The organism is Bradyrhizobium sp. SZCCHNPS1003 (assembly GCF_032381555.1).
In the GTDB taxonomy this organism is placed as follows: Bacteria; Pseudomonadota; Alphaproteobacteria; order Rhizobiales; family Xanthobacteraceae; genus Bradyrhizobium.
Window position 1 is genome coordinate 1 of the sequence record NZ_JAUHIU010000025.1, and the last position, 20,238, is coordinate 20,238.

The 20,238-nt window shown below is 64.9% G+C and carries 23 protein-coding genes; 6 read left to right on the forward strand and 17 right to left on the reverse strand.

Features of this window, described 5'->3' with window-relative positions; genetic code table 11:
* Nucleotides 1–868: 868 nt before the first annotated feature.
* Both QX126_RS30200 and QX126_RS30205 read left to right on the forward strand, forming a co-directional pair.
* Nucleotides 869–1,735, forward strand: coding sequence for a hypothetical protein (locus QX126_RS30200; protein ID WP_315785887.1), 867 nt, complete (start codon nt 869–871; stop codon nt 1,733–1,735).
* A 217-nt stretch (nt 1,736–1,952) separates the two neighbouring features.
* On the forward strand, nt 1,953–2,228 hold the full coding sequence (locus tag QX126_RS30205) for a hypothetical protein (protein ID WP_315713008.1): 276 nt from the start codon (nt 1,953–1,955) through the stop codon (nt 2,226–2,228).
* A gap of 95 nt (nt 2,229–2,323) precedes the next feature.
* On the opposite strand, the gene QX126_RS30210 is transcribed toward QX126_RS30205, so the two are convergent.
* Nucleotides 2,324–3,298: a quinone oxidoreductase gene (locus tag QX126_RS30210; protein ID WP_315785888.1), complete on the reverse strand. Its 975-nt coding sequence runs from the start codon at nt 3,296–3,298 to the stop codon at nt 2,324–2,326.
* 213 nt (nt 3,299–3,511) lie between these two features.
* Here QX126_RS30210 and QX126_RS30215 point away from each other — a divergent pair, with 213 nt between their 5' ends.
* From QX126_RS30215 to QX126_RS30225, 3 genes are all read left to right on the forward strand, one after another.
* Entirely contained in the window at nt 3,512–3,772 is a 261-nt protein-coding gene (locus QX126_RS30215) for a hypothetical protein (protein WP_315756174.1), read from the forward strand.
* Between the two features lie 195 nt (nt 3,773–3,967).
* Nucleotides 3,968–4,291 (forward strand): multidrug efflux SMR transporter, encoded by a 324-nt coding sequence (locus tag QX126_RS30220; protein WP_315741019.1) that lies wholly within the window; start codon nt 3,968–3,970, stop codon nt 4,289–4,291.
* Between the two features lie 1,288 nt (nt 4,292–5,579).
* Nucleotides 5,580–5,801, forward strand: coding sequence for a hypothetical protein (locus tag QX126_RS30225; protein ID WP_315741029.1), 222 nt, complete (start codon nt 5,580–5,582; stop codon nt 5,799–5,801).
* A 46-nt stretch (nt 5,802–5,847) separates the two neighbouring features.
* Here QX126_RS30225 and QX126_RS30230 read toward each other — a convergent pair whose 3' ends face one another.
* Genes QX126_RS30230 through phnG form a run of 9 tightly spaced genes read right to left on the reverse strand, consistent with a single transcriptional unit; the run spans nt 5,848 to nt 12,807 of the window.
* Nucleotides 5,848–6,459, reverse strand: coding sequence for a pyridoxamine 5'-phosphate oxidase family protein (locus QX126_RS30230; RefSeq protein ID WP_315785889.1), 612 nt, complete (start codon nt 6,457–6,459; stop codon nt 5,848–5,850).
* The gene (gene phnN / locus QX126_RS30235; protein WP_315785890.1) at nt 6,437–7,078 is read right to left on the reverse strand and encodes a phosphonate metabolism protein/1,5-bisphosphokinase (PRPP-forming) PhnN; all 642 of its coding nucleotides are present in this window, start codon (nt 7,076–7,078) and stop codon (nt 6,437–6,439) included. Before phnN ends, QX126_RS30230 begins: the two co-directional genes overlap by 23 nt.
* A complete protein-coding gene (locus QX126_RS30240; RefSeq protein ID WP_315756178.1) occupies nt 7,075–8,232 on the reverse strand; it encodes an alpha-D-ribose 1-methylphosphonate 5-triphosphate diphosphatase in 1,158 nt (385 codons plus the stop codon). Before QX126_RS30240 ends, phnN begins: the two co-directional genes overlap by 4 nt.
* A 15-nt stretch (nt 8,233–8,247) precedes the next feature.
* Nucleotides 8,248–8,946: a phosphonate C-P lyase system protein PhnL gene (gene phnL, locus QX126_RS30245; protein ID WP_315785892.1), complete on the reverse strand. Its 699-nt coding sequence runs from the start codon at nt 8,944–8,946 to the stop codon at nt 8,248–8,250.
* A gap of 19 nt (nt 8,947–8,965) precedes the next feature.
* Nucleotides 8,966–9,760, reverse strand: coding sequence for a phosphonate C-P lyase system protein PhnK (gene phnK / locus QX126_RS30250; RefSeq protein WP_315756180.1), 795 nt, complete (start codon nt 9,758–9,760; stop codon nt 8,966–8,968).
* Complete coding sequence (locus QX126_RS30255; protein ID WP_315785894.1) at nt 9,753–10,637, reverse strand: alpha-D-ribose 1-methylphosphonate 5-phosphate C-P-lyase PhnJ; 885 nt, start codon at nt 10,635–10,637, stop codon at nt 9,753–9,755. Before QX126_RS30255 ends, phnK begins: the two co-directional genes overlap by 8 nt.
* On the reverse strand, nt 10,634–11,737 hold the full coding sequence (locus tag QX126_RS30260; RefSeq protein ID WP_315785898.1) for a carbon-phosphorus lyase complex subunit PhnI: 1,104 nt from the start codon (nt 11,735–11,737) through the stop codon (nt 10,634–10,636). The genes QX126_RS30255 and QX126_RS30260 overlap by 4 nt, the downstream gene beginning before the upstream one ends.
* A 3-nt stretch (nt 11,738–11,740) precedes the next feature.
* On the reverse strand, nt 11,741–12,352 hold the full coding sequence (gene phnH, locus QX126_RS30265; RefSeq protein WP_315785900.1) for a phosphonate C-P lyase system protein PhnH: 612 nt from the start codon (nt 12,350–12,352) through the stop codon (nt 11,741–11,743).
* Nucleotides 12,352–12,807 (reverse strand): phosphonate C-P lyase system protein PhnG, encoded by a 456-nt coding sequence (gene phnG / locus QX126_RS30270; RefSeq protein ID WP_315785980.1) that lies wholly within the window; start codon nt 12,805–12,807, stop codon nt 12,352–12,354. The genes phnH and phnG overlap by 1 nt, the downstream gene beginning before the upstream one ends.
* Nucleotides 12,808–12,925: 118 nt before the next feature.
* Here phnG and phnF point away from each other — a divergent pair, with 118 nt between their 5' ends.
* The gene (gene phnF / locus QX126_RS30275; RefSeq protein ID WP_315785902.1) at nt 12,926–13,651 is read left to right on the forward strand and encodes a phosphonate metabolism transcriptional regulator PhnF; all 726 of its coding nucleotides are present in this window, start codon (nt 12,926–12,928) and stop codon (nt 13,649–13,651) included.
* Between the two features lie 36 nt (nt 13,652–13,687).
* On the opposite strand, the gene QX126_RS30280 is transcribed toward phnF, so the two are convergent.
* From QX126_RS30280 to phnE (QX126_RS30310), 7 genes are all read right to left on the reverse strand, one after another.
* Nucleotides 13,688–14,530, reverse strand: coding sequence for a phosphodiesterase (locus QX126_RS30280; RefSeq protein ID WP_315785904.1), 843 nt, complete (start codon nt 14,528–14,530; stop codon nt 13,688–13,690).
* Entirely contained in the window at nt 14,527–15,588 is a 1,062-nt protein-coding gene (locus QX126_RS30285) for an ABC transporter ATP-binding protein (protein ID WP_315785983.1), read from the reverse strand. Before QX126_RS30285 ends, QX126_RS30280 begins: the two co-directional genes overlap by 4 nt.
* A 5-nt stretch (nt 15,589–15,593) precedes the next feature.
* Entirely contained in the window at nt 15,594–16,379 is a 786-nt protein-coding gene (locus tag QX126_RS30290) for an ABC transporter permease (protein ID WP_315785906.1), read from the reverse strand.
* Nucleotides 16,380–16,383: 4 nt separating this feature from the next.
* On the reverse strand, nt 16,384–17,199 hold the full coding sequence (locus tag QX126_RS30295) for an ABC transporter permease (protein ID WP_315785908.1): 816 nt from the start codon (nt 17,197–17,199) through the stop codon (nt 16,384–16,386).
* A gap of 52 nt (nt 17,200–17,251) precedes the next feature.
* Complete coding sequence (locus QX126_RS30300) at nt 17,252–18,259, reverse strand: ABC transporter substrate-binding protein (protein WP_315785910.1); 1,008 nt, start codon at nt 18,257–18,259, stop codon at nt 17,252–17,254.
* 158 nt (nt 18,260–18,417) lie between these two features.
* Entirely contained in the window at nt 18,418–19,266 is an 849-nt protein-coding gene (phnE, locus tag QX126_RS30305; RefSeq protein ID WP_315756190.1) for a phosphonate ABC transporter, permease protein PhnE, read from the reverse strand.
* Nucleotides 19,263–20,147, reverse strand: coding sequence for a phosphonate ABC transporter, permease protein PhnE (gene phnE / locus QX126_RS30310; protein ID WP_315785912.1), 885 nt, complete (start codon nt 20,145–20,147; stop codon nt 19,263–19,265). The genes phnE (QX126_RS30305) and phnE (QX126_RS30310) overlap by 4 nt, the downstream gene beginning before the upstream one ends.
* Between the last annotated feature and the right edge of the window lie 91 nt (nt 20,148–20,238).

Genomic DNA, 20,238 nt, shown 5'->3' on the forward strand with positions numbered 1-20,238 from the left:
AACTCCAGCAGAGGCGCTTGACGAGCTGCTGTCACGAATGAAAACACTGGGTGTTGCGACCACCGCTTGAGCCCGCCATCCGGCCCTCCCTGCGCGATGGTTTTCACGGCTGCTTCGCGTTCTCCCCGGTGCGCCGGGCTTGTTGGTCACCGTCACCCACGCGGCGCTGTCAGCGCCGGCGCAGGCTTGATACCGGCATCGGAGTATCAGGACCACGCGACTTGACCGTACGAGCCGGTGTTGTTCGTCGGCGCGAATGACCACGCTGCAAACCGGCTCGCCCATCACTCCCCGCCTCCACGTGTCGTGACGACCGCGATACGCCCCTGTCCATGAGGCGGGATGCGCGTAGACAATCACGAATTCTGAAAAATAGAAAGAAGAATTTTTCGGCCCGGCGGGCCGGACCGGGGCAATGCGTTGAAGCCTCGCCCAAAACAAGCGTTTTCCGCACACGTCGTCTGCAGGCGATCGAAGGCCATGAAACGGACCATCGTGCGGGCGCATCGACCCTGATTTGCCCGACGGGCGTGACGCCTTGCCGCTAGCCGCGCCTGGCGCCCGGATCAGTCCTCGACCCGCAGCTCATCGCTATGGACGTAGCAGTCGGCATTCGGAGGCGGCGGTGGGACAGGCTGGTCTTCCGCTATCTCGGCTCCAAACGGTGACCCGCCCCGACGATACACGCGCCCGCCAGCGAGCCGGACCTGCTGCGCCGTCGCGTCATCGCCGACGTCCGGCCGACGTTGAGGACGTCGCGCAAGCGGATTGATCCCGATCAAGGACCAGGCGCCGCGCCGGAGCAAACTCATCGTCAACCTGTGGCTGCACAGGCGGGACATGGGGAAACGCCATCATGGGAAACGCCATGCGGAGATATCTTCTTGCCTTTACCTTGGTGATCGCCGCATTCGGCTTCACGTCGTCGGCGCGTGCGGGATGCTGGCCGAACGAAAACTTCCACCTCGTGTGCTGGCTGGATACCTATGGGACGGCGTGCGAAGCGCACCACGCGCTGACCAGCGTCAGAGCCGTGCTGTATCCGGAACCGCGCTACTCGTACTATGAATTCGAGGTTTCGCACTGGTGGACGGCCCACAAGACAGTGGCCTGTCCGCCGAATCAAAAGACAACGTTCAGCGGTGTCTGGGACCGGGAAACCGGAAAGGCGGAGGAAACGGCGACCACCGGCATTTCGTCGGTGACGAGGCGAGTCTATTGCAGCAACAATCCCTGGACGGGCCAGGGGCCGCCGACGGTGCCGATCTGCTCATATCCGGCCTATGATCCGAACGTGGGACTGCCCGTCACCTCGGCGATGCTCACGCAAAGCCAGCGAGACGATCTGCTTCGCGTTCAGGAGCCGTTGCATACCCGTTGCCAGCAGATCAAGCCACTCGAGGACGAGGTGTCGTGGCTGAACGGCCGCCCCATCGTCGAGGTGGTCGCGTCCCATCATGAATATCAGAAGCTCGAATGGCATCTGTGGTTCATGGACTTCGGCGAGTTCGGACCGTGGCATGAGGTCGCGGCACCGAAGCCGAAGGGCCCTTTGATCTGGAAGGGCACGACCTATACCGAGCGCCGCATTGCGACATCGAGGCACAGATATTGGCTGAACAAGCCCGGCCGCTGGAAGGTGGTTGCGAAGCCGAAGCCGACAGCGGCGGCGGCGCAGGGGATCCCGATCAGCGTGACCACCGAATGTCCCGGCGCGACGTTCAACGTGCAGTGATGGGCGATGACGCGGTCCTCATGGCGTGCAGGAACATGCTTCCGCACACCATGTCACATCGCCTGGACTATCTCTGTGCTGATGCCGGTGTGGTCACGGCCGCGCAGGCGGAGGATGGAGTCGGCTGAGGCGAGGGTGGACCGAATCAGCCTTGACAAAATTCTGATTTAAAGAAATAATGGAGCATCACAGTCAGCCGAAGGCGAACTGGCGCTCCATGCAGTATTTCGTCGTGATGATCGACTACGGCCGACGCGGACGCGAGGCCGTGGTCGATCCTGAAATGACCCGGCGCGACGTCGTTGCGCGTATCGCGTCGGGGGAATACTCGAACGTCAGCTTCATCCACGAGATCGTCGACCGGTCGGTTGCGGACGTCACGGCCGATATCATGTCCGAAGCCGCCCTGCCCGAGATCGATGGGCGGGACGCCGACCTGCAGGCCGCCCGGTCCGATCACCTCCGCGACCTGCGCAAGCACGAGCGGGTTTGACCGGACTGCGCCGGCCCGTGTCGCACGCCGCGCCGACGAAACGGGTGAGCCTGCGTCTGCAACAGGCTCACCTCGGACGGATGCCTCAAACCAAGTCAAACCAGAAAGACGGTCGAGCCGGTCGTTTTGCGCGCCGCGAGATCGGCGTGTGCCCGAGCCGCGTCCTTGAGCGGATAGGTCTGATTGACCTCGATCTTCACCGCGCCCGACTTGACCACGTCGAACAATTCGTTGGCCATCGCGACCAGGCTTTCACGCTTGGCCGCGTAGGTGAACAGCGTCGGCCGGGTCACGAACAGCGAGCCCTTTTGCGCGAGCAGCCCGAGATTGAGCGGATCGACGGCGCCCGAGGACTGGCCGAACAGCACGGCGTAGCCGAGGGGCGCGAGGCAATCGAGCGACTTCAGGAACGTGTCCTTGCCGACGGAGTCATAGACGACAGGCACCTTCTTGCCGCCGGTGATCTCGCCGACGCGCGCGACGAAGTCCTCGCGCGTATAGATGATGGTATGCTCGCAGCCATGCGCCCTGGCCAGTTGCGCCTTGTCGTCGCTGGATACCGTGCCGATGACGGTGGCACCGAGGTGCTTGGCCCACTGGCTGAGGATGAGGCCGACGCCGCCGGCAGCGGCATGCAGCAGGATGGTCTCGCCCGCCTTGACGCGGTAGGTCTGCCGGATCAGGTACTGGGCGGTCAGGCCCTTGAGCATCATCGCCGCGGCGGTCTTGTCATCGATGTCATCGGGCAGCTTCAGCAGCAGCGCGGCCGGCATCAGCCGCGCCTCTGAATAGGCGCCGAGCGGCGACGAGCCGTAGGCGACGCGGTCGCCCACCTTCAGGTCCGTCACCCCTTCGCCCAGCTCCTCGATCACACCGGCGCCCTCGCTGCCCAGTCCGCTCGGAAGCTGGACCGGATAGAGCCCGGAGCGATTGTAGATGTCGATGAAGTTGAGCCCGACCGCCGTATGGCGGATGCGCGCCTCGCCGGGGCCGGGCTTGCCGACCTCGATCTGCTCCCAAGCGAGGACCTCGGGACCGCCGGTCTTGTGGAAACGAATGGCGTTCGTCATGGGTTGTCATCCTCCCTGTCGGATTGCGCGACGCCGCGCCGCCCGGCCGCGCCGGCACCCTTGCGGGCCGTTCGAGCCCTTGTTCTTCCGCGGCCGAACCTCGGTCATCCGTAGCCGCTGTCGGCTCGGTTTGGCAATCGGCTTTGCCAGCCGGCACAGGAACAACGTTCGCCGTTCCAGCGTTCATGGGCCATAGCGTGGAGTCCGAGCCCCATGCCGCCCAAACGACGCAGCGCAGCGATCTATCTGGCCATCCTGATCGAGTTGGCCTGCCACACCTTCATGGGCATCGCCATGGGGCTCGGCTTCGCCTTCGCGCTGACCCAACTGGATGCGTTCGGCATCTCGACCCTGATCGCCCATAGTCTCGATCCGCACGTGACGTTCGTGATCTTCGTCGGTGTGTTGACGCTGTCCTTTGCTGTCGGCGCGACGCTGACGGGATTCGTATTCACGATGATGGAGGAGAGATAGACCCGACGCACGCCGATGACTGCGTGGCGCTCGCAGCTGTCATATGCGCGTCGCGCAAACCATGCAGATGGACGGCAGGTTCGACCGGCGCGGAGATGACGAAATGGCCGGACTGCTGGATGCAGGCGATCCACGGCTTCGCGACGCCGGCCTCGGATCGGTGGACGATGTTACGCCGTTGGGCGCGCGGCCCTCATGAACGGCTGGCTTGCTCTGTTCGCGGCTGGAGCTCTCGAGATCATCTGGGCGCTCGGCCTGAAGCATTCAGACGGCTTGACGCGCTTCTGGCCCAGCGTCGCCACCGTGATCGCCATTCTGCTCAGCTTCGCGATGATGTCGCTCGCGCTGCGCTCACTGCCGTTTGGCACCGCCTATGCCGTATGGACCGGGATCGGCGCGGCCGGGAGCATCCTCGCCGGCATGATCCTCTACAGCGAGCCGGCGGATCCGACGCGGCTGTTCTGCCTCACGCTGATCATCACCGGCATGATCGGGCTGAAGCTGAACTCGCCGGTCTGACACGGGCGACGACCTCCGGCAGGATCGCGACAGCTCCACGCTGCCGAACACGGCGAGGGCGAGCACGAACGGCAGCAGGTGATAGAGCGCACGGAAGATCAGCAGCGCCGCGAGCAGCCGCTCCTGATCGCCGCCCAGGCCCAGCAGGATCGTTGCATCGAACAGGCCGATGCCGGCCGGGGCATGGCTGGCAAATCCAAGCAAGGTCGCGGCAATGAAGACCGCCATCAACCGCGCGAGATCGATGCCGAGTTCCGCCGGCATGAGGACGTACATTGCCAGCGCCGCGGCGCCGAGCTCAAACAGCCCGACCACGATCTGCAGCAGCACAGCGGGCCCGGATGGCAGTCGAACGGGCCAGCGCGCACTTCGCCGCCCGGGCCAGCTCCACACGACGAACGCGGCAACGGCGCAAAGCAGTGCCGCGGCAACGAGACCGTTGAGCGCCGGCGGCCAATACTCCACCCATCCGAAGGCGTCCGGATCAATCATCAAGCTCAGGCCGAGCGCGGTGAGATTTCCGAGCCAGAAGGTCAGTCCGGTGAGGAAGCTGATATTGGCGATGTCGATCGCACCGAGCCGGTACGGTGCGTAGATCCGATATCGAACCAGCGGTGAGATCAACGCGACCGCGCCGATGCCGTGCGCAATCGGGTAGCTCGTGAAGCTGCCGAGCGCGGCCGCGCGATAGGGAATGTCCCGCCGGCCAATCGTCCGCAACGCGAACAGGTCGTAGAGCGTGAGGCTGGCGTAGGAGAGGACGATGAACGCCAGCGCCATCGCGATCAGATGAAGGTCCGTGGCCTCGACGATCGACAGAACATGAGCGAAGTCGAGCTTCTTGACGGCGCGTGCCAGGACATACACGGCCACAGCCGCAATCGAGAGGCTCAGGGCCAGTCCGCCCAGGCTGCGCAACCAGATTCTGCGGTTCGACTGCAGCGGCGAAACGTCGGTCAGGTCAGCCATTCAACGTGTTTCGTTTCAAACATGCGCCGGCCGATTCGAGCAGGACGATGGCGCCGTTTGACACACCGATGTGACAGCGGCGTTACCGTTGTGCGCCGCCCACACACCTTAATTATCTGTTAACGCCGGACGATCGTTCACCGCTACCAACACGGCGAGCTGCAATGCAGCACCACATTCGCGATCATTCAAATTTGAATTAATCGCCGGCGGGTTCGAGCGTAATGACGTGAACCGTATCAGTACGGATGCATGAAGGTCGCATCTTCGTCACGCGGACTTTCTAAGACGAGTGCGGGACGTCAACATTCGAGGCAGCATGAACGCGGAAATCGAACACGAGCTCACGCCGGACCAATGGGAGACGCTGAAGGCGCTTCGCATTCCCGCGCGTGAACGCCGCAGGCTGAACGGCGTGATTGTCGACGAGCTCACTGCATTTGGACTCGTCGCAATCGACAATGGCGCCGCGACGCTCACCGTCGCCGGGCGCAAGGTTCTCATCAGAGGATCCTCACGCCTGCTCGACGTCGCAGCCTGATCTTTCGGAGCCCGGCCTTCCCTTTTTGAAGAGCCGCGCGCCGAATTCACCACAAGGATTTCCGCGCGCGCTCGGGCCACTCGCGATCGTACGCCGCGCCGTCGATATCGTTGGCCGTCATCGCCGCAAGAATCTGTCCCGGCGTCGGCAGTTGCTGCGGGTCGACGCGCTTGTCCGGGTTCCAGAGATCGGCACGAACGATCGCGCGGGCGCATTGGAAGTAGATCTCTTCCACCGTCATGACCAGGACGGAGCGCGGCAGCTTGCCTTCCATCCGGAACGACTCCAACAGATCGGGAGCGGTCGACAGGTGACCATGCCCGTTCACACGCAGCGTATTGCCCGATCCCGGAATCAGGAACAGCAGCGCGATCCGCGGATCGCGCACGACGTTGCGCAAGGAATCCACGCGATTATTGCCGCGGCGATCCGGCATCATCAGCGTCTTGTCGTCATGGATGCGGATGAAGCCGGGAAGATCGCCGCGCGGCGAACAGTCGAGACCTTCGGGACCACACGTCGCCAGCGCCACGAACGGCGACTTCTCGATCATGATCCGGTAGTGCGGCGTCACGCGATCAGCCACCTTCGCCGTCGATGCCAGCCCCGTCTCGCCATAGATCGCCTCGAGCTGCTCAATCGTGGTGATGATCGACATGGCCGCCTCCTCCCTCGGATCCGATCGGTTCTGCGTCGATCGGTCGCTTGATGATTTCCGCAAGCCTGCGACCGTGCGGCTCGGGATCGCCAACATTGACGATCGTTATGTCCGCCACGGCGTCTTCGCTCACCGCCCGGTGAAGACGCTCACCGATATCGCCGTCACTCGGACGGTGCCGCTTGCCGAGCCGTTCGGCGAGAACATCCGCAGGCGCGGTGATGGCAACGACGATGACGTCGGCATAGTCCCGGCGCGCGGCGGGAATGATCGTTCGCGAGACGTTCACGACCACGGTGCGGCCGGCCAGGATGTCATCCTTGATCGCGCGCGGCACGCCGTAGTCATGTCCGTGGGCCTCCCAATGCAGCGCGAACTCACCGGCGCTGAGCGCCTCACGAAAAGCGGACGCGCTCATCTCGAGATTGTCCTCGAAGGCCGAGGCCTCGCGCGTGACGATCCGCCGCGGAAAAACGACCTGGTCATCGTCGGCGCATTCGCGGCGCGCCACGTTGAGCAAGGTGTCCTTGCCCGCGCCGCTCGGCCCGACCACCAGGATCAGGCGGCCGGGACCGAGCTTCTCGGATGTCTTCGCCGATGCAACCTCGGTTCCGCTCATGCCACCCGCTGCCCTTCCCGCCAGACGCTGCGCACGACCGACAACTGTCCCGCGACATGAACACGGATCAAGTCCGCACGCTTGCCTGCGGCGATCTCACCGCGATCATGCAGGCCGACGGCATCGGCGGGCGCCTTGGTGACGGTGCGGACGGCTGCGGCAAGATCGATGGAGGGCACCCGCTGCGGCAATTGCAGCGCGCCCATCAGCAGGCTCGACGGTACGTAGTCCGACGACAGAATGTCGAGCAGGCCCTCGCGCGCGAGGTCCACGGCGGCGATGTTGCCGGAGTGAGACCCGCCGCGCACGACGTTGGGAGCGCCCATCAGAATGCTGATGCCCGCCTGGTGAAGGCCCCGCGCGGCTTCCATCGTGGTTGGAAACTCCGCGACTGCGATGCCGTCCTTGATCGCGTCCGCGACGTTCTCCTCAGTGGTGTCGTCATGACTGGCCAGGGGTACGTCATGGGTCTTCGCCAGCGCAACGATGTCGCGCATGTTCGGCGCCGCATAGGCCTGCTGATAGGCGAATCGCCGCGCGAACATCACGTCGAGCTCTGCATCGGTCTTGCCGCCGCTCTTGCCGCGATAGTAGTCGCGCAGCTTGCCTTCGTCGCGAAACTGGCGCTGCCCGGGCGTATGATCCATCAGCGACATCAGCCGCACATCCGGGCGCCCGGCCAGCTGCCGCGCCTCCTCGACCACGGTCGGCATCGGCACCTCGCAGCGCAGATGCAGAAAGTGATCGGACCGCAGCAACCCGCCGTCGCGCGCCGTCGCGATCGCATCCGCGAGCACATTGGCCTGGCCGTCGACGCCCTCGGCGCCCTCTTCGCTCCACACCCGCAGCGAATCCAGCACCGTCGTGATGCCCGCGGTCGCAAGCTGCCCGTCATAGGAAATGACGGCAGCAACGGGATCCCAGTAGACCTTCGGGCGCGGCACGAAATGCGCTTCGAGGTGATCAGTGTGCAGTTCGACCAGGCCGGGCATCAACAGGTCGCCGCCGGCATCCAGGCTGCCAACCGGCGCTGCCCCCTCGCCCAGTTCGGCGATCCGGCCTCCCGCGATCGCCACCCAGCCCTGCTCGACGACGCGGTCGGCGAGGACCAGCCTGGCATTTCCTATCACGAGATCGGACATGTTCGCGCTCATCTGCAATTTGTCCCTTTACGCCGCCGCGGCGAATGTCATGACGTCGACCATGCGATCCGCAATCTGGGCGCGGATCTCGTCGTCATGCACGATCGCGAGCATCGCCACTCCGTCCTTCTTCTTCGCTGCGATCAGGTCGACCACGACCGCGCGGTTCGCCGCATCGAGCGACGCGGTCGGCTCGTCGAGCAACAGCACCGGAACTTCGGAGATGAAGCCGCGCGCGATGTTGACCCGCTGCTGCTCGCCGCCCGAGAAGGTCGATGGCGGCAGCGACCACAGCCGCTCGGGAATGTTCAGCCGTCGCAGCAGCCCACCTGCCCGCACCCGCGCATCGTCGCGCGGCAGGCCGGCCGCGAACAGCGGTTCGGCAACGACATCGAGTGCAGGGACGCGCGGCACCGCGCGCAGGAATTGGCTGACATAGCCGATGGTCTGCCGCCTCGCATTCAGGACCAGGCGCGGCTCGGCGCCGGCGAGATTGGTCATCTCGCCGAGGTGCCGGACGCCGATGCGGCCGCCATCGCAACGGTAATTGCCGAAGATCATCTTCAGGATCGACGACTTGCCCGCGCCCGACGGTCCCGACAACACGACGCATTCGCCGGCCTTGACCTGGAACGACACGCCGCGCACCACGGGCAGCGATATGCCGCCCTGCAGATGCATGGTGAAGGTCTTCTCTGCATTCTCGACATCGATCATCACGGTCATCGCATTGGGCCCAATTGCATCATGGCGGCAGGATCGAGGACACGAGGAGCTGTGTGTAAGGCTCGCGCGGATCATCGAGCACCTGGTCGGTGAGACCGGTCTCGATCACCCGCCCCTCCTTCATGACCATCACACGATGAGACAGCAACCGCGCCACGGCCAGATCGTGGGTCACGACGATGGCAGCGAGCCCAAGCTCGTTGACGAGGCTGCGCATCAGATCGAGCAGGCGCGCCTGCACGGATACGTCGAGTCCTCCGGTCGGCTCATCCATGAACACGAGCCTGGGCTCGGTCACGAGATTGCGCGCGATCTGCAGCCGCTGCCGCATGCCACCGGAATAGGTCCGCGGCGCATCGTCGATGCGGGCGACGTCGATCTCCACGCGCGCGAGCCATGACGAGGCGGTCTGCCTGATCCGGCCATAGTTATTCCAGCCGACCGCCATCAGCCGCTCGCCGACATTGGCGCCCGCCGAAACCGCCATGCGCAGGCCTTGCGCCGGGTCCTGATGGACATAGCCCCAATCGGTGCGGAACAGAAAACGGCGTTCGGCCTCGCCGAGCCCGGCAAGATCGCGCAGCACCCCGTCACGCATCCGATAGGACACGCGGCCAGCCGTCGGCGCCAGTTGCGCCGACAACATCTGCAGAAGCGTCGATTTGCCCGAGCCGGACTCGCCGACAATGGCGAGCACCTCGCCGGGATAGAGCACGAACGAGACATCGCGGCATGCCGCCAACCGGCCATAGCTCTTTGCAAGCCCTTCGGCGACGAGCAGCGGCTGATCGGAGGCTCTGATCATCTCAGCCATGGGCGCTCTCCCTGTGCGGGGCGGCGCTCTGCGCGCCACGATGTCCGGACGCCTGGCGGCCCTCGCAGTAGTCGGTGTCGGAGCAGACGAACATGCGGCTGCCCTTGTCGTCGGTCACGATCTCGTCCAGATAGGAATCCTCCGCGCCGCACAGCGCGCAGGGCGCGTCGAACTTGTAGCGCGTAAACGGATGGTCCTCGAAGTCCAGCGAGACGACCGGCGTATAGGGCGGAATGGCGTAGATTCGCTTCTCGCGTCCCGCGCCGAACAATTGCAGCGCCGGGCAATTGTCCATCTTGGGATTGTCGAACTTCGGCGTCGGCGACGGATCCATCACGTAGCGCGCATTGACCTTGACCGGATAGGCGTAGGACGTCGCGATGTGACCGAAGCGTGCGATGTCCTCATAGAGCTTCACGTGCATCAGGCCATATTCGGCCAGCGCATGCATGCGGCGGGTCTCGGTCTCGCGCGGCTCGAGAAAGCGCAGCGGCTCCGGGATCGGCACCTGATAGACCAGCACCTGCCCCTCGTGAAGCGGCGCCTCGGGAATTCGGTGACGGGTCTGGATCACGCTCGCCTCTTCCGTCGACGTCGTGGTCGCGACGCCCGCGGTCTTGGCGAAGAACTTGCGAATCGAGATCGCATTTGTCGTATCGTCCGATCCCTGATCGATGACCTTGAGCACGTCGTCGGGACCGAGAATGGCGGCGGTGACCTGCACGCCGCCGGTGCCCCAGCCATAGGGCATCGGCATCTCGCGGCTCGCGAACGGCACCTGATAGCCGGGAATCGCGATCGCCTTCAGGATTGCGCGGCGGATCATCCGCTTGGTCTGCTCGTCGAGATAAGCAAAGTTGTACGTCGGCGCGCTCATTCCGCAGCTTCCTTCAATTCAGGAGCGGCATTGGCCTCGGCGAACTCCTGGCGCAGCTTGCGCAGCAGGCCGAGCTCGGACTGGAAGTCGACATAGTGCGGCAGCTTCAGATGCTCGACGAACCCGGTCGCCTGCACATTGTCGGAGTGCGACATCACGAACTCCTCATCCTGCGCCGGCGCAATCACATCCTCACCCAGCTCACGCGCGCGCAGGGCGCGGTCGACCAACGCCATCGACATCGTCTTGCGCTCGCTCTGCCCGAAGGCGAGACCGTAACCGCGCGTAAAGCACGGCGGCTCGGTGGCCGACCCCTTGAACTGGTTCACCATCTGGCATTCGGTCAGCTCGACCGATCCGAGCGGCACCGCAAAGCCGATCTCCTCGGCCAAGAACTCGACCTCGACTTCGCCGAAGCGGATCTCGCCGGCGAAGGGATGGTTGCGGCCATAGCCGCGCTGGGTCGAGTAGCCGAGCGCGAGCAGAAATCCCTCATCACCGCGTGCGAGATTCTGCAACCGCAGATCACGATCGGCGGGAAAGCTCAGAGGATCGCGGGTGAGATCGCCGACCGGCGCGCCAACCTCGGCTTGCGGCGACGGCTCGATCAAGCCGTCCTGGCCGAGAATGTCGGTGACACGTGGCGTCGGCGCATTCGGCGCCTCGGCACGGGCCGGCGGCTCCGGCTCGGCGCCTGCCGCCAACTGCGGATCGAGCAGCCGATGCGTATAGTCGAAGGTCGGCCCGAGCACCTGGCCGCCAGGAATGTCCTTGAAGGTCGACGAGACGCGCCGCTGCACCCGCATCGCGCCGGTGTCGACCGGCCCGGTCGCACCGAAGCGCGGCAGGGTCGCGCGGAAGGCACGCACCAGGAAGATCGCCTCGATCAGATCACCCCGTGCCTGCTTGATTGCGAGCGCCGCGAGCTCGCGGTCGTACAGCGAGCCTTCGCTCATCACGCGATCGACGGCAAGCCCCAACTGCTCGGAGATCTGCGCCAGCGACAGCTCGGGCACATCGCGATCACCCCGGCGTTCATGCGCCAGCAGCCGGTGCGCGTTCTCGATGGCGCGTTCGCCACCCTTGACGGCAACATACATGCCTCACTCTCCTGCGGAAACGAGTCGGGTCGTTCGCGGGATGGCGACGATGGACGAGCCATCGACCAGCACCACATCGACACCACGCGGAAACAGCTTCTCATTGATCGACAGCCGCTCGAACAGGTCGGCGGGTGCCACCGTTGCGCGGAACGATGTCGTCCCGTCGATGCCTGGACCGCGCAGCTTGAACACCGGCCCTCCGGACAAGCTCGGCACCTGCAGGATCAGCGTCGTCGAGCGATCAGGGTATTCAGCACTGCCGAGCGCGAATGAATTCAGATCAGGCAGCGCTTGCGGCTCCGCGACCAGCGCAAAACTGGCGAGCGCGGCATCGGCGACGATCGGCGCCCCGGTGTGAAACTTGAGCCAGGCGCCGACCTCAGGCGTGCCGGCGAGCGGCGCATCGAGCCAGATCGGCGTATCGTGATCGAACAGAGTCAACGCGATCGCGGCGGCACCAGGCATCAAGGACGAGGGCTGGCCGACATTGACCTCGACCTCTCGCACATTTCCCGGACGCGCCATGGCCTCCATGACGGTACGGAAGGTCGATTGCGCGGACAGGACATTGTCGGCGAAACCAGGCTGCAGATCGGAAGCGGCGGCAGCCATCAGCCTTCTCCTCGCACCATCGTATAGAAATCGACACGCGTGGCCGCAGCCTCCTCTGCGCGGTGCTCGCGCGAAGTGCGCATCTGCGCCTGCAGCGGCGCAACCACCTGCGTTTCGATCGATCGCGTGTGGCTTGATGACTGGATCATCGCGTCACACAGCGCCATCAAACGCGCCTTGGCGGCGTCGCGTCCCAGCACATAGCCGAACCCGACCTCGCCGCTCTCCAGCCGTACCGCGGCGCGCGACACCGTCGCCTCGCCGACATTGAAGGGCGCACCATCACCGCCGATCCGGCCCCGCAGCATCACGAGGCCATTCTCCGCCGGGCGCAGGTCGCGATGCTTAGGCAGCGCGAGGCTATCGAGCCTGGCGCGGATGTCCACATGCGAGGCATGCGCCAATACCCGCATCGCCGCCCTGCGCCGGTCCTGCATCGCCATCTCGCCGCCCATCTTCATCCCGATCTTGCCGTTACGAAGTTGTCTATGTTAATAGACAACTTCGTAACGAAGCGCCATGACTGTTTGATGACATGGACGTGATTTCGAGGCCGGACAGCGGGGAGCCGCGATGAGCATGCTGGGCGCCGATTCGGGCGTGGCGCTGTGGCGGCGGGTGGCCGACGGCATCGAGCGCGACATCGCCGACGGCCGCTTCGCCGCCGGCACGCGCCTGCCCGGCGAGACCGAGATCGCCGAAACCTACCGCGTCAACCGTCATACGGTGCGTCGCGCGCTCGCGACCTTGGCGGAGCGCGGCCTCGTGCGCGCCGAGCGCGGCAGCGGCACCTATGTCGAAGCGCCTCGTCTGTCATATCCCCTGAGATCGCGAACCAGGTTCTCCGAGATCGTGGGCGCCGGCGGGCGTGAGCCTCGTGGGCAGTTGATCGCAGCGTCCGAAGAGCCCGCAACGCGCGAACTCGCGCGCGAGCTGCGATTGAAGACGGGTGCTCCGCTGGTCCGAATCGATGCACTGCGTCTTGCCGACAAGACCCCCATCTGCGTCAGCACGTCCTGGCTGTCGTCCGAGCGATTTCCCGAGGCCGGTCACATCTTCGCGTCGGTCCGCTCGATGACGGCGCTGCTCGCGCATTACGGCATTCGCGACTATCGCCGCGGCACGACCAGGATCACGGCAGCCATCGCCGACGCGAGCGACGCCGCACGGCTCGACCTCGCGATTGGGCGCCCGGTGCTGGTGGTCGACAGCACCGACATCGATGCCGATGCGACGCCGCTCGTCAGCAAGCGCTCGCGCTTCGCCGCGGAGCGCGTGACCTTCGAGGTCGAGAGCTAGACCAGACGTCCATGGCTTTGTCGCGTCCTTGCGCGCTCAGTCGATGAGCGTGCCGTCTTGATTGAAGAACGGATGCGGCCCGTCGAAATCCCCGATGGGCACCTGATGCGTGACGACCGTTCCGAATCCCGGTCCTGGAAACCAGGCATGAAGGTGAAAGGCCGGTGGCTCGATCTGGAAGGATGGCGGGCGAAGCTCGGCCAGGTCGAGCGCGACGGCATGGTTCGGTGCCGGGCAGATCGTGCAGGGGATGCCCGCAAACCGGGTCAGCGTCGCGCGATGAACGTGACCGCACCCGATCAGTTGCACCCGCGGATGGCGCGTGAGGACGGCCGCGAGATCGTCGGCGTTGCGCAGGTTCTGCCGGTCCATGTGCCAGATGCCAGTGGCGAACGGCGGGTGGTGCAGAAACAACAGGGCCGGCCTTTCGCTGGATCCGGACAGCGCGGCGTCGAGCCATTGCAGACTCGCTTCATCGAGCTCGCCATGCGGATGGCCGGGCACGCTGGAATCGAGCAGAAGCAGATCGAGATCGGTCAACGCCACGCACCGGTTCAGCGGACTGGTGGGTTGACCATGCAGAGCGTCCGGAAACGCCGCGCGCATCAGCTCGCGTGAATCGTGATTGCCGGGCACGGCGACGAATGGAGTTTCGAGCTCGGCGAGAAGATCCTTGAGATGATCGTATTCGGCCGACGACGGCGTATCGACGAGATCGCCCGAGATCACCACCAGATCGAGCTTCGGCTCGAACCGGTTGAGCTCCGTGATGCAACGGGCCAGCGCGCGCGCCGTATCGACGCGGCGGTAGGCGAGCCGGCCGGGCGCCTTGATGTGCAGGTCGGATATCTGGGCGATGGTGACAGGACGCGTGCTCATGCTGATCCACCTTGCTCCGGCAGCAGACGAATGGCGCTCGGCTCAATCGACAGGCCGATCCGCTCACCCGCGCTGACCCTGATCGTATTCGGTGCGTCCACCGTCAGTGGAACGGCGGCGGCGTCGCGGACGACGATCCGCTGGCGATCACCGGCGAAGCGAACACTGTCGACGAGGCCGGTCAGGCACGATGCCGCCGCGTCGACGATCCCGATCGTTTCCGGCCGAACCATCGCCATCGCCCTGCTGCCCGAGCCAGCCTCTGCGATCCGCTGTCTCCCTCCGGGCAAGACGAGGTGAGCGCCGTCGATCGGCGCCTCGATTATGTTGGCCGCGCCGACGAACTCCGCGACGAAGCGGTCGGCTGGCGTGAAATAGATCTCGCGCGGCGTCCCGACCTGGGCGATGGCGCCCTTGCGCATGACCACGATGCGGTCCCCGAGCTCCATGGCTTCGGCCTGGTCATGCGTGACGTAGATTGCCGTGATTCCGAGCGTACGCAACAGGCCGTTGAGCTCGTCGCGCAACCGTTCGCGGAGCGCTGCGTCCAAGGCTGTGAGCGGCTCGTCGAGCAGCAGCACGCTCGGCCGGATGGCGACCGCGCGCGCGAGCGCGACGCGCTGGCGCTGACCGCCCGAGAGCTGATCGATGCGCCGATCTTCGAGGCCGGCGAGGTTGGTCAGCGCGACCAGCTCGGCGACCCGCGCGGCGCGCTCCGGCTTGGGCACGCCGTGGATCTTGAGCCCGTAGCCGATATTGTCAGCGACGGTCATGTTGGGGAACAGCGCGTAGGACTGAAACACCATGCCGACATTGCGTTTCTCGATCGGCTGCCTCGTCAGATCCTTGCCGTCGAAAAGCACGCGCCCGCCCGCATCGGGTGTTTCGAGCCCGGCCACGATCCGCAGCAGCGTGGTCTTGCCGCAGCCGGACGGCCCAAGCAGCACCAGCGTCTCGCTCTGCGCGATGTCGAGCGTGGCGCGCGCGAGCGCGCAGGTCCCGTCGGCAAAGGTCTTGCCGCAATTCTCCACCTTCAGGGCGGCTCCATGCCGGGTCATCGTGCTCACCGCAACCTTCCTCTCTCGCCGATCCACTGCATCGCCACGAGCAGCGGAATGATCATCACGAAGAAGATCAGCGTGTAGGCGGATGCGACCTCCAGCCGCATCGATGCGTAGCTGTCGGCGAGGCCGACCGGCAGCGTCTTGGTCAGCGGCGTATGCAACATCCAAGTCAAGTTGAATTCTCCGAGGGATAGCGTCACCACCATGAGGCTGCCGGCCAGGATCCCCGGCGCGGCATTGGGAACGATGACATCGATGAAGCGGCGCCATGGCGCCGCCCCGACCGACGCGGCGCCCTCATCGAGCGACTTGACGTCGATGGTCGCGAACACAGCCATGACGGAGCGCACCATGAAAGGCATCGTGAAGATCACATGGCCGGCGAGGATGAACAGCCATGAGCGGCGGAAGCTGCCGAAGCCACCATAGGTGAGCAGCAGCGCCAGCGCGATGGCGAGCCCGGGAATCGCGAGCGGCAAGGTGATGATCTCCTCGACCAGCCGCGCCAGCCGTCCGCCGCGAACGTAGAGCGCGTAGGCAGCGGGAACACCGACCACGAGCGTGACCGCCAGCGTGCCCAGCGCGATCAGGATCGATGCCATGATCGTGCCCGCGTAGAGCTCCCAGACCTGGGCCACCCACTGCAGCGTCACGCCGGATTGAATGCCGCGGAAGTAGTTGACGGTCACGCCCGCGGCGATCGAAAGGCCGGCCGGCACGGCCAGGAAGGCGGCGACCAGAAGTGTGAACAGCAGTTGAAGGATGAAGATGACTCTGTCGCGCACGTGCCTACCCTGCCGCTGCCACCGAGCTGCCGGCGAAGGAGCGCGCCAATGCGAGCATCAGCCAGGTCATCAGGCCAAGGCCGACCGAGAGCGCCGCCGAGGTGGCCAGGTTTCCGGCCAGCGTGAACTCCGTGTAGATCAGCATCGGCAACACGTCGATGTTCGTGGCCAAGGTGAATGCCGTTCCGAACGCACCCATCGCCGTCGCGAACGCGATCGCGCCGGACGCGATCAGCGCCGGGGTCAGCGCCGGCAGGATCACGTCGCGCAGCACGGCCCAGGGGCTCGCGCCGAGCGATCGGGCCGCCTCCTCCAAACCGGGGTCCAGCTTCTGCGCGGCAGCCATGATCGTGAGGATCACCCGCGGAATCGAGAAATAGAGATAACCGAGGAACAGCCCGTAGATCGAATAGGCAAATACGAGCTTGTCGCCGGTGAGCCGGGACGAGACCTCCCCGATCATCCCCTGGCGGCCAGCCAGAAGGATGATCATGAAGCCGACCACGACGCCCGGGAACGCGAGCGGAAACGTCAGGATCGCGACCAGGATCGCGCGGCCCGGAAACCGGTGACGCTGCAGGAACAGGCCGGCGATCGTCGCAATGACCAGGGTCGCGATCGTGGTGGCCGCCGCCAGCGCCAGCGTGTTGAGAAGTGTCGTGCGGTAGCGCGGCTCGAGGATGATCGCGAGATATTCGGCCAGACCGTGCGGTCCCTCGGCGCCGGTGACGAGCAGCCTCGCCATCGGCAACAGGAAGAATGCCGAGGTGACGGCTCCCAGAGGCAGCAAACAGAGCCGGACGAAGGATTTGTGCGACATATGATCAAGTGCACCTCCACCGGATCGTCTCCGGCGGAGGCGCGGTGCTCCTTCAGCGGACTTCGGACAGATAGCGATCGACGAAGCCCTTTTGCGCAGCTTCCATATCGCCCCAGTTCACGCTCTTGGCGCGGGCGTAGTCGCTGTCCGGCAGGAACTTGTTCTTCACCGAGTCCGGCAGCTCGATCGGGCGCGCCGGACGCAGATAGGCATTGGTCCAGATCGCCTGGCCCTTGTCGGAGAGCAGATAGTCGATCACCTTCTTCGCCTTGTCCTTGTCGGGCGCGTTCTTCACAAGGCCGACGACATAGGGGAAGACCACCGAGCCTTCGCAGGGAATCACGAACTCGAAATTGCCCTTCTCGGTATATTTCGCGCGGTAGGCGTTGAAGTCGTAGTCGAACAGGATCGGGATCTCGCCCGAGACGACACGCGCATAGGACGTCTGCTTCGGCACGATCGGATCATTCTTGCGCAGATCCTTGAAGAACGTAAGGGCTGGCTCGAAATTGGCCTGCGATCCGCCGAGCGCGAGGTTGACGGCAACCGCGCCGACATAGCCGACGGCCGCAGAGCTCGGATCGAGGTAGCCCACCATGCCCTTGTAGTCTGGTTTGAGCAGGTCCTTCCAGCAGGCCGGAACGGGCTTGCCGCCGAGCGCATCCTTGTTCACGAACAGGCCGAGCGTGCCGGAGTGGATCGTGGTCCAGTAGCCGTCCGCATCCTTCAAGCCGGCGGGGACCTGATCCCAGTTTGCGGGCTTGTAGGCCTCCAGCGCGTCCTGCGTCTTCGCCTTCATGCCGAAGGTGACGCCGAAATAGCCGATGTCGCCGACCGGATTGCTCTTCTCGGCGAGGATCTGCGCCAGCGCCTGGCCGGAGTTCTTGTTGTCGTGTGGAATGTCGTAGCCGAGATCGGTCTTGATCGCCTTGAGCATCGAGGCCCAGTCGGCCCATTCCGGCGGGCAGTTGTAGCAGATGACGTCCGCGGCCTTGGCCGGCTGCCATGATGCGGCAACACATAGCGCGAGCAGCGCGAGAACGAGGCGGGTGACCTTCATGAAGACAGACTCCGTATTCCTGGCACGGCGGCCAGTTCCGGAGCTTCCCCTAACGGCGGCACATGAAGGATTTGCGACAGAAAGTGCAGTGCACACGGCCGAAGCCGCACCTTGATCGTTCGTCAACGAACGATCGCAACCTTCAGATGCCGCGACGTTCAAGCGACGGCGCGGCGACCGATGATCGCAAAGCGCAGCTTGCCCGAGATCCAGTCGATCGCAGCCACCGCCACCAGGATCATCAGGATCAGGAACGACACCTTCTGCCATTCCAGCACGCGGATCTGCTCGGCCAGTTGCAGCCCGATGCCGCCCGCGCCGACGATGCCGATGATCGTCGCCGAGCGCGTATTGGATTCGATGAAGTAGAGCACCTGGCCGGCAATGACCGGAAGAACCTGCGGCAGCAGGCCGAAGCGAATCTCGTGCAACGCGCTGCCGCCGGCCGCACGCACGCCCTCGACCTGCTTCCGGTCGGCGCTCTCCATCGCCTCCGAGAACAGCTTGCCGAGCGCACCGAAATCCGAAACCGCAATCGCCAGCACGCCGGCGAAGGGCCCGAGGCCGACGACGTTGATCCAGACCAGCGCCCAGATCAGCGTGTCGACGCCGCGAATGGTGTCGAACAGGCGACGCACCGGAAAGCGGAAGACGGCCGACGGGACGATATTCCTGGCCGCAAGCAGGCTAACCGGAAGCGCGAAGACGGCCGCCAAGGTGGTGCCGAGCACCGCGATCGAGAGCGTCTCGCCGAGCGCCTTGAGATAGATCGGAAGCGACGAGCCAGGATCTGGCGGCAGCATCATTCGCGCGATCCAGCCGAGCTGGCCGAGGCCGGACAGCATCCGCGACGGCGAGAAGTCGAGATCGACGAGACCAAAGACGAAGATGGCCAGAGCCAGCAGCAGCACGACCGGCGTTGCGAAACGTGCGGACAGGGACCGATTGAAAATATGCGGGTAGCGCTCGGCAAGCTGCTTCGCGTCCGGTGAGCCGGAGATGCTCATGTGCGGGCCTCCGAGCCGAACAGGCGGCCGCGTAGCCAGCCGGTGCCGATATCGATCAGGAACACCGTGACCACGATCATGACGAGAATGGCGCTGACGTCGGAATAGTAGAACTTGCGGATCGCGACCACGAGCTCCTGGCCGATGCCGCCGGCGCCGACGAAGCCCATCACGGAAGCCTCGCGCACGTTGATCTCGAAGCGCAGCAAGGTGTAGCTGGAGAAACCCGCAATAACCTGAGGGAGCACGGCAAATCGCATGCAAGACAGCCAGCTCGCGCCGGTGGCGCGCACGCCCTCGACCGGCTTCATGTCGGCATTCTCAACGACCTCGGAGAACAGCTTGCCGAGCGCACCGCTCGAATGAAGGGCGATGGCGAGCACGCCCGGGATCGGCCCAAGCCCGAAAGCAATGACGAAGATCAGGGCGAACACGACGCTCGGAACGGTGCGGGCGAATTCCAGGAGCCGGCGCACCGTGAAGCGGATCCACGGCGCGGGCGAGGTGTTCTCGGCGGCGAGGAAGTTGAGACCGAATGCGACGAGCATTCCGGCCATCGTGCCGACGTAGCTGATCAGCAGCGTCTCTGCCAGCAGCTTGATCCACTTCTTGAAGCCCCAGAACCATTCGGGCAGATTGGTCCAGACCCGCTGCCCGTCGTCGAGCGCGAAGATGCGATCGAAGTAGCTGATGAAGTTGCCGAAGTAAGTATAGAACGTCCGCAGATTGACCTCGGCACCGATGGCCGCGGCGAAGAGCACCGCCAGGAATACCATGGCGGACAGGGCAAGACGCAATCGACGGCGCGAAACGGCCCGCCGATAGGTCTCGTTCAGAGCCGCAAGCTGCTGGCTCGGAAGGATCGAAACGGCAACAGCCATCGGCTTCGTGCTGCTCTTGGTTCGGACGTGTGAGGGATTCTTCAACGGACGAGCCGGGCCCCACGGGACCCGGCTCACCATCGATGGATCG

Excerpts from the sequence above, each read along its gene's own strand:
- QX126_RS30200 (WP_315785887.1), top strand. The coding sequence starts at position 869 with ATGCGGAGATATCTTCTTGCCTTTACCTTGGTGATCGCCGCATTCGGC.
- QX126_RS30205 (WP_315713008.1), top strand. The coding sequence starts at position 1,953 with ATGCAGTATTTCGTCGTGATGATCGACTACGGCCGACGCGGACGCGAG.
- QX126_RS30210 (WP_315785888.1), bottom strand. The coding sequence starts at position 3,298 with ATGACGAACGCCATTCGTTTCCACAAGACCGGCGGTCCCGAGGTCCTC.
- QX126_RS30215 (WP_315756174.1), top strand. The coding sequence starts at position 3,512 with ATGCCGCCCAAACGACGCAGCGCAGCGATCTATCTGGCCATCCTGATC.
- QX126_RS30220 (WP_315741019.1), top strand. The coding sequence starts at position 3,968 with ATGAACGGCTGGCTTGCTCTGTTCGCGGCTGGAGCTCTCGAGATCATC.
- QX126_RS30225 (WP_315741029.1), top strand. The coding sequence starts at position 5,580 with ATGAACGCGGAAATCGAACACGAGCTCACGCCGGACCAATGGGAGACG.
- QX126_RS30230 (WP_315785889.1), bottom strand. The coding sequence starts at position 6,459 with ATGTCGATCATCACCACGATTGAGCAGCTCGAGGCGATCTATGGCGAG.
- phnN (WP_315785890.1), bottom strand. The coding sequence starts at position 7,078 with ATGAGCGGAACCGAGGTTGCATCGGCGAAGACATCCGAGAAGCTCGGT.
- QX126_RS30240 (WP_315756178.1), bottom strand. The coding sequence starts at position 8,232 with ATGAGCGCGAACATGTCCGATCTCGTGATAGGAAATGCCAGGCTGGTC.
- phnL (WP_315785892.1), bottom strand. The coding sequence starts at position 8,946 with ATGACCGTGATGATCGATGTCGAGAATGCAGAGAAGACCTTCACCATG.
- phnK (WP_315756180.1), bottom strand. The coding sequence starts at position 9,760 with ATGGCTGAGATGATCAGAGCCTCCGATCAGCCGCTGCTCGTCGCCGAA.
- QX126_RS30255 (WP_315785894.1), bottom strand. The coding sequence starts at position 10,637 with ATGAGCGCGCCGACGTACAACTTTGCTTATCTCGACGAGCAGACCAAG.
- QX126_RS30260 (WP_315785898.1), bottom strand. The coding sequence starts at position 11,737 with ATGTATGTTGCCGTCAAGGGTGGCGAACGCGCCATCGAGAACGCGCAC.
- phnH (WP_315785900.1), bottom strand. The coding sequence starts at position 12,352 with ATGGCTGCCGCCGCTTCCGATCTGCAGCCTGGTTTCGCCGACAATGTC.
- phnG (WP_315785980.1), bottom strand. The coding sequence starts at position 12,807 with ATGGGCGGCGAGATGGCGATGCAGGACCGGCGCAGGGCGGCGATGCGG.
- phnF (WP_315785902.1), top strand. The coding sequence starts at position 12,926 with ATGAGCATGCTGGGCGCCGATTCGGGCGTGGCGCTGTGGCGGCGGGTG.
- QX126_RS30280 (WP_315785904.1), bottom strand. The coding sequence starts at position 14,530 with ATGAGCACGCGTCCTGTCACCATCGCCCAGATATCCGACCTGCACATC.
- QX126_RS30285 (WP_315785983.1), bottom strand. The coding sequence starts at position 15,588 with ATGACCCGGCATGGAGCCGCCCTGAAGGTGGAGAATTGCGGCAAGACC.
- QX126_RS30295 (WP_315785908.1), bottom strand. The coding sequence starts at position 17,199 with ATGTCGCACAAATCCTTCGTCCGGCTCTGTTTGCTGCCTCTGGGAGCC.
- QX126_RS30300 (WP_315785910.1), bottom strand. The coding sequence starts at position 18,259 with ATGAAGGTCACCCGCCTCGTTCTCGCGCTGCTCGCGCTATGTGTTGCC.
- phnE (WP_315756190.1), bottom strand. The coding sequence starts at position 19,266 with ATGAGCATCTCCGGCTCACCGGACGCGAAGCAGCTTGCCGAGCGCTAC.
- phnE (WP_315785912.1), bottom strand. The coding sequence starts at position 20,147 with ATGGCTGTTGCCGTTTCGATCCTTCCGAGCCAGCAGCTTGCGGCTCTG.